Here is a 14,471-nt window from a genome sequence, read left to right on the forward strand (position 1 = left end):
ATGCTGCAATAGTAATTGCATGTTTAACTAATTTAATTTTTATATAATCTTATCAGATACACATATATTTTCAGGAAATTTTTTTTTATTGTGATACACACTACTACGCAAAGACGTGCTACCTAATAATTTCATATTTATTGGTTTATTTAAAATTCGTGCATGAGATAACTGAGTTAATATTTTATTGTTAGATAGTCCTTTATTTAGTTCAATAATAGAATGACAAGAAAATAATCTAATATTACCTATTCCATAGCAACGAATATTATCAATTTTATTTGAAAGCATCCCAATAATATGGCGGATTTTCACTCCATCGTTGCGTCCTACTGATATATGATAAATATCCATATTTTCAGAAGATATTTTCTTAGATTTCAATTTAGCTTTCGAAACTCTATTATCAATACGACAGTTATTTTTATAGTTATTTTTCGTATTTATTTTATAATGTGATTTGTTTTTAATAATTGGATCTGGAGGCAACACTAATGGACGATTTCCCTGTGCTATTTTTAATAAAATGGCTGCTAAATTTTCTATTGTCAAACCTTGTTTAGGTTTTATTTGTGGTAATAATGATCGATATATATCTAAATCATTATTAGTATTTAATTGACATTCTATTTTGTTAGCAAATTTAGCTAAACGACACGCAAGTAAAGTTTTAACAGTAGGATACCGAACCTCTGTAATATTTAAATTTATTTTACGTTCAATATTACGTAATAGACGATAGTCTTTATATTCTACAAACAATAAAGATTTGCCGGAATGTCCTGCTCTACCAGTTCTTCCTATACGATGTATATAGGCATCAGAATTTATTGGTATATCATAATTTATTACTAAACTAATACGATGAACATCTAATCCACGAGCAGCAACATCAGTAGCTATAAGAATTTCTAAACTTCCGTGTCTTAATCGATCTAACGTTTGGTGTCGTATTGCTTGATTCATATCTCCGTTTAAAGCCGCACTATTATAACCAAATTTTTCTAATATGTTAGAAATTTCCAATGTTGCGCATTTAGTACGAACAAAAACAATGGCTGCTTCAAAATCTTCTGTTTCTAAAAACCGCATTAACGCTTCATGTTTAGTTATCCCGCGCACTAACCAGTAACTTTGTTTAATATCAGCACACATATTTGTATCAGTATGAATATATACTTCTTTTGGGTTATTCATAAATCTATAACTTATGCGACGAATACCCATAGGCAAAGTAGCAGAAAATAATGCTGTTTGATGTTTAATTGGAATATTTTTAATGATACGCTCAATGTCTTCAATAAACCCCATACGTAACATCTCATCAGCTTCATCTATCACTAAAGTTTTTAATTTAGATAAATCAGCAGTACCACGATTTAAATGATCTATTAACCTACCTGGAGTACTGACAATAATATGAGGTCTCTTATTCAAAGCACTCAATTGAATATCATAGCTTTGTCCTCCATATAAAGTCACAATATTTATTTTATCCATATATCTTGTAAAATTAGAACATACTCTTCCAATTTGGATCGCTAATTCTCGAGTAGGTGTCACAATTAAGCCTTGAGAAAATGAATCATTAATATCGACATTATGCAATAATGGCAACACGAATGCTGCAGTTTTCCCACTACCTGTATGCGCCATTCCTAATACATCATATCCAGCCAATAAATATGGAATACACTGGGTTTGAATAGGTAAAGGTTTTGCATATCCGATATCCTGTAGGACATTAATTATATGATGATTTAACCCTAAATCCATAAAAGAATCTGCGGTTTTTGACATCTGTAATTACTCCATGTTTAATAAACCAATTAACTATATAAGTTAAATATAAAAATTTTTTAAAAATAATATTCCCTAACGTAGAAATACGTGCATATATGGATTAAGATCATTCAAAGAATAATACTACTATTTCATATATATATTAAATTCAGGAGATTATGATTAAAAAAGCGTATAATATTTGTGAAAACTACATTAAAAAATATAAACACTACCTTTTCTAAAAACAAAATATTGATTTCTAAAATATTACTAAATCATCACCTATATACAGTAATAATTTATATATCGCTGCATAATAACATGTACAAATAAGATTCCAATTTTTATTAACTTCTTGAATATCTATATTTATTTTGTAATGCACCAATGTTCCATTGTATACCTACTCATTTTAATCTCTATTTATGAATAATAATTTAAAATTTACTCTTAAATTTATTCCTACAAATATATTATTAAACTATTTATTTTTTATTTATATTAAACAATTTCAAATATAATTAAATCACTATAAATCGCAATGCAACACGCTTCAAATAGATCAATAAATAATTATCAATTTATGTAAACAAATACACATTTGTATATTAGTATATACACATACAATAACTAAATAACTATTATTATCATTACAGTATATAAATGTGTATTTATACGGCTGTTATGCCCTTCATACTCAAACGAATTCGTCCTTGACGATCTATTTCTAATACCTTAACTAGTACTTCTTGTCCTAATTTTAAATAATCAGTGACTTTATTTATTCTTCTTTCAGAAATTTGAGAAATATGTACCAATCCTTCTTTTCCAGATAAAATAGTTACGAATGCTCCAAATTCAACAATATGCGTAACTTTTCCAGTGTAAATAGCTCCTATCTCAACATTTGCAGTAATATCGTTAATTCTGCGAATAGCTTGTTTCGCTTTATCATAATCTAAAGAAACTATTCTTATAGTACCATCATCTTCAATGTCGATAATAGTATTAGTTTCTTCAGTCAATGAACGAATGACAGATCCTCCTTTTCCTATAACATCTTTAATTTTACCTGGATTAACTTTAATACTGTATATTCTTGGGGCAAATATTGAAATTTCCTTCTTGGGGGTCTTGATAATTTCATCCATAAGATCTAATATTTGAAACCTAGCATGTTTTGCTTTTTCTAATGCAATATTTATAATATCATAAGTAATTCCATCTGTTTTAATATCCATTTGTAGCGCCGTTACGCCTTGACGACTACCAGATATTTTAAAATCCATATCTCCAATATGATCTTCATCACTTATAATATCAGATAATACCACAAAGTCGCTTCCTTCTTTAATTAATCCCATAGCAACACCAGCAACTGATGCTTTAATCGGTACTCCAGCATCCATTAACGCCAAAGATGTTCCACAGATAGATGCCATGGAAGATGATCCATTAGACTCAGTAATTTCTGACACTACACGTATTGTATAAGGAAATTCATTAGAATCAGGCATAACCGCCAACATTCCACGCTTTGCTAATCGCCCGTGCCCGATCTCTCTTCTTTTTGGAGCGCCCATAATACCTATTTCCCCAACACAATATGGTGGAAAATTATAATGCAATAAAAATCTATCAATACGTGCCCCAATTAGTCCATCAACATTCTGTGCATCACGTTCTGTACCAAGTGTAACAGTTACCAATGCCTGAGTGTCACCTCGAGTAAATAATGCTGATCCATGAGTACGAGGTAATATACCTGTTTTTATATCTATTTCGCGAATTACATCTTTTAAACGTCCATCAACACGTAATTTATTTGTTAGAATGCGATAACGAATTGATTGTGTTTCTAAACAATTTAAAAGATACATTATTTCCTTTTCTTCTAAAACGCCATTACTATTATAACTACTATTAAGAACAGTCTTTATTATGTCTTTCTTAATATTATCAACTTGAGCATGACGCTCCTGTTTATCAAAAAAACAATATATATCCTTAGAACGAGACTCATATAATTCAGATAAATATGTTTTTAAAGACATATTAATTTCTCTTTCTTTCCAAAAACATTTAGATTTTCCAGATGTTTTGACTAATTTATTAATATTGCAAATTACTGTTTGTTGTTGTTCGTGTCCAAATATAATAGCATCTAATATTTCTTTTTCACTTAGTAAACATGATTCTGATTCTACCATTAAAATATTAGATTCAGTACCTGAAATAACCAAATCTAATTTACTATTAGATAACTCCGTTGTTGTTGGGTTTAGTACGTATTTATTTTTAATATAACCAACTCTAGCGGCTCCTATTGGTCCCAGAAATGGAATATCGGATAAACTTAATGCAGCAGAAACTCCTATTATTGCTACAATATCTGGATCGACCTGCGGATTTACTGACATCACTGTAGCAACCACTTGCACATCACTAGTAAATCCTTTAGGAAACAATGGTCGAATAGGACGATCAATCAGACGCGATGTTAACGTTTCGTTTTCACTTGGACGACCCTCTCTACGAAAGAAACCTCCTGGAAATTTCCCGGCAGCATACGTGCGTTCTTGATAATTCACAACAAGAGGTAAAAAATCTTGTTCTAATTTTACTTGATTAGAACTAACTACAGTAACAAGTACTGTAGTATCATTCATACTCACCATGACTGCAGCATTTGCTTGACGAGCTACAGTTCCAATGTCTAAAGTTACAGTATGTTTTCCATATTTAAATTTATGAATGATCGGATTTAACAAAACAATATCCTTTTATATTTAAAATATAATTTTTATGTATCGAATTAATTATCTATGATTTATTAACAAATACTTCTCATTTTACTTTTAACTTTAAAATAATAAGCTACAAATACATCATGGCTTTAATTTAATTACAAATTTATCTTAATGACGTAATCCTAAATTTTTTATTAAATTAGTATAACGTAAAACATGATTTTCCTTTAAATATTTCAATAATCTTCGTCGATGAGCAACCATTTTAAGTAATCCACGGCGACTATGATGATCCTTTTTATGTTTTAAAAAATGATGCTTCAAATAATCAATACGTTCAGTTAATAAAGCAACTTGTACCTCAGTAGAACCAGTATCTTTAAGATTATGACCAAATGTAGAAATTATTTCTATTTTCCTTTTAGTATCCCAAGACATGCAAAACACCTTTTATTTTAGAAACCTATGTTTAAAAATAAATTATATTTTAAACTGAAATTAAATAAAACTTTAATTAATATTTAATGTTCTATTTTGACCACTATCTTATCTAAAAAAATAAATAAATTAGATAACAGCAAAACGTTGTTCTTGTTCCTCGTACATGATTATCACAAGTTTGAATTATTGTTTCAATCCGCTTTTCTTTTATAGACAATAAGTAACACAGTAATATTTATACTCGGATCATTTAATAGAATAAAATAATTAAAATACATTCTGCTATTATATTCTTAATTTGATTAGTAAGAATATATACGCTGTGATTTCATTTATATTTATTGACTATATTTAATGTGTTCAATCATAATCGAGTTCATTGGTATCAATAATTCGTCTAATTTACAAAAGGCTTCTAAATCATCAAAAGAATCGTTATAAAAAATAGTTTCCAAGGTTTTTATATTTACCATAGAAGAAGATATATATTTCCCAACTGATAAACGACGCAATTCTATGACATGAGCTCCACAACCTAAGTTTTCCCCAATGTCATTTACCATACTCCGAATATAAGTACCTTTAGAACAATGAACATCTAACTCAATAATATTTTCTGTCTTTTTAAGAAGATGTAAATTATATATATGAACTATCCTAGGTTTTCTAGGAATAGTCATTCCCTTTCTAGCATATTTATATAAAGGCAACCCACGATATTTTAATGATGAAAACATAGGAGGAATCTGATTTTTTACTCCTCTAAAAGATTCTAAGCATTGTTCTAATTTACTATTATTTAGTTGTACAGATGAAACACGAACAACTACTCCATCTGAATCAAAAGTATCAGTACTTGTTCCCAATTGAGCGATTACTTTATATCTTTTGTCATAATTCAACAAATATCTAGCAAATTTAGTCGCCTTGCCAAAACAAACAAGAAGCATTCCTGTAGCCAAAGGATCTAAAGTACCAGCATGCCCTATTTTATTTGCACAAAATAATTTATTGATTTTATTTAATAATGCACTAGAAGATATTCCTTTAGGTTTATCTAATAATAGAATACCATTAATATCTCTAATTAATCTGATTTTATATCTCTTCACTAATAACTCTAATATATTTAACTTAATTTCTCTATCGAGATCTTCGTTGTAACAGCAGTGATTAAATCACACACTTTTGTTCCTTCACTTAATGAAGAATCATACTTAAATAACAAAATAGGAATGATACGTAAACACATCGTATTAGCCAACAGAAAACGAATGAAACGTGAGGCACGTTGTAATGTTACAATAGCAGAATTTATTTCTTCTGGACTATCTTTATCAATAAAAGTAACGAAAATATTAGCGTTTTTTAAATCTTTAGATACTTGAACTCCTGAAACGGTAGGTTTACCTATACGGATATCATCAATTTTATGCTGCAAAATAATAGAAATATTTTTGTGTATTTCTTGAGAAACACGTTGAGTGCGATAATAGCTACTTTGATGCTGAATGTACATGTCTTCTCTTTACCTTTTATAAATAATTACACCTCACGTTCATAAACAAACACGAACCTTCCCCTTTTATTTATAATTAAGGGGATCCAACGTAATCAAGCATGTCTTATGTAAAGTTATACACGAGGCATTTTTATGATGTCAAACACTTCAATCATATCTCCAGAATGAATATCATTATAATTTTTTATACTGATACCACATTCTACCCCACTTCTTACTTCATGAACATCATCTTTAAAACGACGTAATGACTCTAATTCGCCTTCATAAGTAACTATATTATCTCGTATAATCCTAATCTTTTTATGGCATTTTATCATCCCCTCAATAACTACACAACCGGCAATATTTCCATATTTTGGAGAACGAAACACACTCCGTACTTCTGCTAGACCAATACTCTCATGTTTATATCGTGGAACTAACATACCGTGCATCATTTGTTTTACTTCATTTATTAAATCGTAAATTACTGAATAATAACGCACATCTATTTGATCTAACTCAATTATACGTCGTGCAGAAAGATCTGCTCTAACATTAAACCCTAAAATAACTGCGTTATAAGTTACTGCTAATGCGATATCAGTTTCAGTAATACCACCAATAGACGAAGATAAAATTTTTACTATTATATTACTAGTTGATAAATTTTCTACAGATTCACGAATAGCCTCAGATGAACCTTGTGTATCAGATTTAATAATTAAATTCAATTCAGTAATAGTACCGCTAGTAGTATTCTTAATGTTAGCAAAGATATTTGCTATATTAGGTTCTTTTTGACGAGCCAATTTCATTTCTCGAAATTTTCCTTGACGATATAAAGCCACCTCTCGTGCTTTTTTTTCATCACGAACTACAATAACCATTTCTCCAGAATCAGGTATCCCTGATAAACCTAATAATTCAACCGGAATTGATGGGCCTGCCGAAGTAATATCATGACCAAATTCATTCCGCATAGCACGCACCCGTCCATATTCTGTTCCACATAGAATGATATCACCACATTTTAGTGTACCTTCACGAATTAAAACAGAAACTACAGGACCACGTCCTTTATCTAAAAAAGACTCAATAACTGTAGCACTTGCCATACCATGGCGCATTGCTTTTAATTCTAATATTTCTGACTGTAATAAAATAGCATCTAATAAATTATCTATTCCATCGCCTGAAATAGCAGAAACATTTATAAACTGCGTATCACCACCCCAATCTTCTGGAATAAGACCATGATTATTTAAATCATTTTTTATTCGTTCAGGATTTGCTTCTGGTTTATCAATTTTGTTTATTGCTACTACCACAGGAACATTAGCGGCTTTGATATGCTGTATTGCTTCAATAGTTTGAGGCATAACCCCATCATCAGCAGCTACTACTAAAACTACAATATCCGTTAACTGAATTCCACGAGTACGCATAGATGTAAATGCTGCATGTCCAGGGGTATCTAGAAAAGTAATCATTCCATTATCAGTACTTACATTATATGCGCCTATACTCTGAGTAATACCTCCTATTTCAGAGGGTGCTATTTTAGTCGAACGAATATGATCAAGAAGAGAAGTTTTTCCATGATCTACATGACCCATAACAGTAACTATCGGTGCTCGATTTTCGATCACAGCACAACTATTAATACGATCATTCATGATCGATTCTTCTAGTTCGTTATCATGACGTAAAATAACTTTATGCCCCATTTCTTCCGCCACTAATTGAGCCGTTTCTTGATCAAGAATTTTGTTAATAGTTACCATGATACCCAATTGCATCATCACTTTAATAACATACGAGCTTTTTATTGACATTTTATTAGCTAAGTCAGCGACACTTATAGTTTTTCCAATAATAATATCACGAGTAATTATTTGAACTGGCTTATTGAAACTCTGCAGTAATGCACTTTGTTTGCGCTTATTTTTACCTATTCGATTTGAAACATATAACTCTTCTTCTTTACCAAGTTCATCAGGCATAATTGTGTATAGACGATGATTATTATTGCTTCTTTTATGTTGCTGTTGTTTAGTTAATTTTCCTCCGCTTCGATTCCGTGTACGCGTACGAGAGCGATTACGTCTCTCATTCTCTAATTTTTGATTGTTATTTTTTTCTATTAGTGAATGCATACAATATAATTTGCTACTGTTATGACTATTTTCTAAATTAGGACGAATTATTTTTGAATCTTCAATATTCCAATTATCTTCAGATCTATTTTTAATTGATTGTGTTTCATTTTTTTCTTGTAAATATTTACCTTCAACTTTACGATGATGCGGCTTTCCTGTCACTTTTTCTTTATATTTTGCTGATTCAGAATAACGATGATTTTTTTTAGAATGTTGTGTTAAAAAAAACGGATTTATAGTGTCATCCACTTTTTTATTTATTAAATTATTTTTTTCAGTTAAATCAGTTACATCATGATGAACATTAGATACCATTTTATTTTTTAAGTCAATACACTCTGGCTCTTGTAAAGTAGTATATTGTATATATGTAAGTTTCTTTCGTATCTCTATGTGTACTTGTTTACTTCTACCACCAATACCGGATACACTCAAAGTACTACGTGTTTTTCGTTGTAATGTTAATTTATTAGATAATTCTTTTTTATTATCATTCATATGTTTAAACAAGATTTCTTTTTCTATTTGAGTTATAACATCCTTTTCTGTTTTAAAAATGCCAAGATATGAAAACCATTGTATTAATTGATCTACCGATGTCTTCATTTCCATAGCAAATGATTGTATGGTGCTACCTATCATGGCGTTCCTTAATTATTATTATAATATAATATTAATGTTTATTATCATTATTAAACCAACAAATATTGCGAGCTTCCATAATTAATTCTCCAATTTTTTCCTTAGTTACTCCTTCGATATCGGATAGAATCGATACATCTTGTTCAGCTAAATCTTCTAATGTAGAAATACCACGGTCAATTAATTTTAATGCTAATTCATATTCAATATTAGATAATCTCAACAACTCTATAATAGGATTAACAATATCAACATGATTATTATCTTTAACATCTTGGTTATGTGTAATAGAAAAATTTTTTAAAGCATCTTTTGCACGATTCCTAATTGCTTCCACTGTTTTAGTATCAATTTTCTTTATCGATAACAGTTCTGTTATAGGCACATACGCTAATTCTTCAAGTGAAGAAAATCCTGAATCAATTAAAATTTGAGCAGAGTGTTCACTAATATTTAAGGTATTCACAAAAATATTGGTGACAGCACATATTTCAATCTGACGTTTTTTTTCTAACTCGTCCACAGTCATAATATTTAATTCCCAACCACTTAATTGAGATACTAGACGAATATTTTGTCCGTTTCGTCCGATAGCTTGAGCTAAATTAGACTCTTCTACTGAAATATCCATTGTATGCTTATCTTCATCTATAACAATGGATGCGACATCAGCAGGAGACATAGCATTAATCACAAACTGTACAGGATTGTCATCCCATAACACAACATCAACACGTTCTCCTCCTAATTCACTGGAAATTGCCTGAACACGTGCTCCTCTCATACCCACACAAGCACCTATTGGATCAATACGCTTGTCATTTGTTTTGACAGCAATTTTTGCTCGTGAACCAGGATCTCGAGCAGCAGTCTTAATCGTAATTAATTCTTCTCCAATTTCAGGTACTTCAATACGAAATAATTCAACCAACATTTCAGTTCTAGTGCGACTTATAAACAATTGAGGACCTTTAAAATCTGGTCGTACTAAGTATAGAATACCACGAATTCTATCTCCTAATCTAAAATTTTCACGTGGCAGCATTTCTTCTTTATTAATAATCCCTTCAGCATTATTTCCTAAATCGATATTAATGCTATCTCTATTAATTTTCTTTACTATACCAGTTACAATGTCGCCTTGGCGACTTAAAAACTGTTCTATAATAATTGCACGTTCAGCTTCACGTACTTTTTGAACAATAACCTGTTTTGCAGTTTGCGTTGTAATACGATCGAAACTAACAGATTCAATAACATCTTCAACATAATCATAAATTTTAATTTTTGGATTCTCAAACCGAGCAGCATCTAATGTAATTTCCCTAGTGGGCTGAGTAACTTGTTCCACTACAATCCACCTCCTAAACGTGTTAATCTGCCCTGATTTACGATCAATTACAACACGTACTTCAATATCCTGTTCATATTTTTTTCTTGTAGCAGCGGCCAATGCAATCTCCAATGCTTCAAAAATTTTTTCCTGAGGTACAGCTTTTTCATTAGAAACTGCTTCTACTACAGCCAAAATCTCTTTATTCATCTTAGTTATCTCAAAAAGCTATTCTTAATAACTACCAAATGTTACTTACTTTAAGTAAACTTTTTTAAATATAATAATCTTTTAGTCATTTTTATTTAAAATACAAAATTACCACAATTATAGATTCAAATTATAAAAATTAATGATTAAATAGACAAGCGCTAATCCAGCATACTTGCGTATATAAGACAACCTCATAGCACGTATAACAGAATTCTATTTGATATCGTGAAACTAATAATGAATATCTTGATAAATTTTCATATAAAATAATTAGCAATATACTTGTTCGATAATATATATTATTAGTATCAGAATTAATCTATCAAGACTCGCTAGATATTAATTGGTTACCGGCAACCCAATTAAATAATTGATAGATTTTAACTAAAAATACTAACATATTTTAATTATTTTTTATTTTATGATACCAAGACTTATCAAGTGTGTACTGCATCAATACAGGGTTGCGGGGGTCGGATTTGAACCAACGACCTTCGGGTTATGAGCCCGACGAGCTACCATACTGCTCCACCCCGCGTCGATACTAAAACAATAAAATTATACACTATACGACTCTAGAAAATCAAATTATTTATATCATAAAGTAATACCGAGGGCGGGATTTGAACCCGCAATCTCAAACAAGAGAAACTACCACCTCAAAGTAGCGTGTCTACCTGTTCCACCACCTCGGTATTGATGCAAACATTATTAAAATAATATATACACATCACTGTTATTTATATTGATTACTAATTACATGTGTCTATGTATATATTGTTCATCATACATGAACGAGTACGCTTGTCTGATATACTATTATATATTGTGTTTTCCAAGAAAAAGTTTAAATAAAATTTAATTTAATATTAAAATTGACTATTTTGTACACTGCTTTGAATATGTTTCTGATTTTGTTTGCTATTCATATTTCCTAATAACAAACTAAGTAAAAAAAACAATATAGCCAAAATTACTATCAAACGAGTTATACCATCATTGAAACCTCCTGAACTCAACATATCACTTAAAGATCGATTACTAAACATTCCTCCAGAATCATTACCTTTATTTTGTTGCAACATAATCAATACAATTAAAGCTACTGCTATTATTACAAATATCACTAAAAAAAATTGATACATAACATTATATTATCCTTACATAAACATAAATTATTACAATTAAATAATAGCTATGTACTTAATTTTATACTTATATGAATAAAATTCATATAAGTATAAGTTAAATAACTTACTAAAATTGGCAGTGCATAATATATAGAAAATACTAAACTCAATTACCATCGTATTTATTTTATTTGCGATCTTATTACAGAAGCAATTTTATTTGCTAAATACAATATTTTATCGTAACTTTTTCCTTCCACCATAATACGGATATATGGTTCAGTGCCGGACTTACGTAATAACACACGTCCTTGTTCAGATAATTCCTCTGCTACTGCTTTGGCTTCTTTTTTAATTAAATCAGATTCTAAAGGATTATCAATACCAGAATAATATACATTAACTAAAATTTGAGGTAATAAATACATATCGTTACATAATTCATATAAACTTACACAATTATTTACCATTGCGGACAATATTTGAAGAGCAACAATAATACCATCTCCTGTAGTAGTTTTGTCTAAAAGTACAATATGTCCTGAATTCTCTCCACCAATATGCCAACCCTTTTTTTTTAACATTGAAAGCACACAACGATCACCTATGCCAGCACGTATAAATGGAATATTTAACTGTTTTAATGCTGATACAAGGCCCATATTACTCATAAGAGTGCCTACTACGCCTCCTGTTAGTTGCTTTTTACGATACAATTTTTCTCGAGCGATAATATATAACATTTGATCGCCATCTACTTTATTTCCAAAATGATCAACCATAATTACCCTATCGCCATCCCCATCATAAGCAATACCTAAATCTGCCTTTTTTGCCAATACTTGTGCACGTAGTTTCTGAATATTTGTAGCACCACATTCCTTATTAATATTTACTCCATTCGGACGACATGCAATAGTAACCACGTTAGCACCTAACTCACGAAATACACTCGGAGCTATGTGGTAAGTAGCTCCATTAGCACAATCCACAACTATTTTTAATTTTCTCAAACTAAGATGAGTGGGAAAAGTTCCTTTACAAAATTCTATATAACGACCAGCTGCATCAACAATACGACTAGCTTTTCCTAGTTCTTTTGGATCAACGCATGTTAGACATTTATTTAATTCTATTTCTATAGAATGCTCTACTTCGCTATCTAATTTAGTACCCTTAACAGAAAAAAATTTAATACCATTGTCATAAAAAGGATTGTGCGAAGCAGAGATTACAATACCAGCCTCAGCTCTAAAAGCGCGAGTTAAATATGCAATAGCTGGAGTAGGCATAGGACCAGTTAATGCCGCAGATAAACCAGCTGCAGCTAACCCTGACTCTAATGCTGATTCTAACATATACCCAGAAATACGAGTATCTTTTCCAATAATAATTTGATTAGATCGACCTGTACTATAACAACTTAATACCTTACCTGCAGCCCAACCAAGTTTCAGAACAAAATCTGGAGTGATTGGAAAGCTCCCAACTCTACCTCTAATACCATCAGTACCGAAGTATTTGAGGCGCTTCATATTAGGTTTCCTTACTTTTTTCATGTTGCAACATAGTTTTAACTACTTGTAATGCTTCTGCCGTTTCCTTAACATCATGTACACGAACAACTCGTACGCCTTGTATGACCGAAATTACTGCACAAGTAATACTACCTATTAACCTGTTTTTAGGATTATGTTGATTGTCACTAAGGTTAAGCATCGATTTACGTGATATACCAACTAATAAAGGCAAACCAAAATGCTGAAAACATTTCAAATTAGCTAAAAGCTGATAATTATGTGCTAAATTCTTTCCAAAACCAAACCCTGGATCAAGTAATATTTTATCTCTGGCAATACCAGCTAATTCAAAACGGGATATTTGTTCAGAGAAATATTCATTTACTTCAGCTACGACATTAGAATAATATACCGGAAAATTTTGCATTGTCTTAGGCTCTCCTTTCATATGCATTAAACACACCGATAACTTACAATCTACTGCAGCTTGCATAGATCCTTTAGTAGTGAGAGAGCGTACATCATTAATTAAATGAGCACCAATAGCCGCGCTTTCACGTATTATTAATGCTGATGATGTATTTATTGAAATGTAAGTATCAAAACGTTGTGCTATAGCACGTACTACAGGTATAACACGTTCTGCTTCTTCTTCATCACTTATAATATCAGATCCAGGTCGTGTCGACTCCCCGCCAATATCAATCAAAGTAGCGCCGTTAGAGATCAGATGAAATGCATGATCAATCGCTTTAGAAAGAGTATGATAATTTCCTCCATCAAAAAAAGAATCAGGAGTAACATTTAAAATACCCATAATTTGAACTTCAGAAAAATTTAAATTACGTTTATTTATAACTAAACTCATAAATTCACATACATCTCCAATATATTTTTTTAAATTAATCTAAATATTATTTTTTATAAAATAGAAAATACTTTTTGATAAAAAACTAATATTAATTTTTATTCTTTCATATAAATTATTACA

9 protein-coding genes, 2 tRNA genes and 1 pseudogene are annotated in these 14,471 nt (G+C 30.5%); all 12 read right to left on the minus strand.

The window, feature by feature from the left end; genetic code table 11:
* Window positions 1–39 precede the first annotated feature (39 nt).
* The 12 genes and pseudogenes from QMA81_01485 to folP all read right to left on the minus strand — a co-directional run bounded on the left by QMA81_01485 (window position 40) and on the right by folP (window position 14,348).
* The gene (locus QMA81_01485; GenBank protein WHL24984.1) at window positions 40–1,800 is read right to left on the minus strand and encodes a DEAD/DEAH box helicase; all 1,761 of its coding nucleotides are present in this window, start codon (window positions 1,798–1,800) and stop codon (window positions 40–42) included.
* 656 nt (window positions 1,801–2,456) lie between these two features.
* Entirely contained in the window at window positions 2,457–4,556 is a 2,100-nt protein-coding gene (gene pnp / locus QMA81_01490; protein WHL24985.1) for a polyribonucleotide nucleotidyltransferase, read from the minus strand.
* A 147-nt stretch (window positions 4,557–4,703) separates the two neighbouring features.
* Window positions 4,704–4,973 carry a 30S ribosomal protein S15 gene (rpsO, locus tag QMA81_01495; protein ID WHL24986.1) on the minus strand — a complete coding sequence of 90 codons (270 nt, stop codon included), beginning with the start codon at window positions 4,971–4,973 and terminating at the stop codon, window positions 4,704–4,706.
* Between the two features lie 341 nt (window positions 4,974–5,314).
* Window positions 5,315–6,088 (minus strand): annotated as a pseudogene (gene truB / locus QMA81_01500) (tRNA pseudouridine(55) synthase TruB).
* 17 nt (window positions 6,089–6,105) lie between these two features.
* Window positions 6,106–6,495, minus strand: coding sequence for a 30S ribosome-binding factor RbfA (gene rbfA / locus QMA81_01505; GenBank protein WHL24987.1), 390 nt, complete (start codon window positions 6,493–6,495; stop codon window positions 6,106–6,108).
* Window positions 6,496–6,611: 116 nt separating this feature from the next.
* Entirely contained in the window at window positions 6,612–9,284 is a 2,673-nt protein-coding gene (infB, locus tag QMA81_01510) for a translation initiation factor IF-2 (GenBank protein ID WHL24988.1), read from the minus strand.
* 31 nt (window positions 9,285–9,315) lie between these two features.
* The gene (gene nusA / locus QMA81_01515) at window positions 9,316–10,827 is read right to left on the minus strand and encodes a transcription termination factor NusA (protein ID WHL24989.1); all 1,512 of its coding nucleotides are present in this window, start codon (window positions 10,825–10,827) and stop codon (window positions 9,316–9,318) included.
* Between the two features lie 467 nt (window positions 10,828–11,294).
* A tRNA-Met gene (locus QMA81_01520) sits at window positions 11,295–11,368 on the minus strand.
* A 70-nt stretch (window positions 11,369–11,438) separates the two neighbouring features.
* Window positions 11,439–11,525: transfer RNA gene (locus QMA81_01525), tRNA-Leu, on the minus strand.
* 174 nt (window positions 11,526–11,699) lie between these two features.
* Complete coding sequence (gene secG, locus QMA81_01530) at window positions 11,700–11,975, minus strand: preprotein translocase subunit SecG (protein ID WHL24990.1); 276 nt, start codon at window positions 11,973–11,975, stop codon at window positions 11,700–11,702.
* A 167-nt stretch (window positions 11,976–12,142) separates the two neighbouring features.
* On the minus strand, window positions 12,143–13,495 hold the full coding sequence (gene glmM / locus QMA81_01535) for a phosphoglucosamine mutase (protein WHL24991.1): 1,353 nt from the start codon (window positions 13,493–13,495) through the stop codon (window positions 12,143–12,145).
* A gap of 1 nt (window position 13,496) precedes the next feature.
* On the minus strand, window positions 13,497–14,348 hold the full coding sequence (folP, locus tag QMA81_01540) for a dihydropteroate synthase (protein ID WHL24992.1): 852 nt from the start codon (window positions 14,346–14,348) through the stop codon (window positions 13,497–13,499).
* Window positions 14,349–14,471 lie beyond the last annotated feature (123 nt).

It is taken from the genome of Candidatus Blochmannia vicinus, assembly GCA_030020825.1.
Taxonomy (GTDB): domain Bacteria; phylum Pseudomonadota; class Gammaproteobacteria; order Enterobacterales; family Enterobacteriaceae; genus Blochmanniella; species Blochmanniella vicinus_A.

Bases quoted from the DNA above. Each gene is read 5' to 3' on its own strand.
- QMA81_01485 (WHL24984.1), bottom strand. From the start codon at position 1,800: ATGTCAAAAACCGCAGATTCTTTTATGGATTTAGGGTTAAATCATCAT.
- rpsO (WHL24986.1), bottom strand. From the start codon at position 4,973: ATGTCTTGGGATACTAAAAGGAAAATAGAAATAATTTCTACATTTGGT.
- rbfA (WHL24987.1), bottom strand. From the start codon at position 6,495: ATGTACATTCAGCATCAAAGTAGCTATTATCGCACTCAACGTGTTTCT.
- infB (WHL24988.1), bottom strand. From the start codon at position 9,284: ATGATAGGTAGCACCATACAATCATTTGCTATGGAAATGAAGACATCG.
- nusA (WHL24989.1), bottom strand. From the start codon at position 10,827: ATGAATAAAGAGATTTTGGCTGTAGTAGAAGCAGTTTCTAATGAAAAA.
- secG (WHL24990.1), bottom strand. From the start codon at position 11,975: ATGTATCAATTTTTTTTAGTGATATTTGTAATAATAGCAGTAGCTTTA.
- glmM (WHL24991.1), bottom strand. From the start codon at position 13,495: ATGAAGCGCCTCAAATACTTCGGTACTGATGGTATTAGAGGTAGAGTT.
- folP (WHL24992.1), bottom strand. From the start codon at position 14,348: ATGAGTTTAGTTATAAATAAACGTAATTTAAATTTTTCTGAAGTTCAA.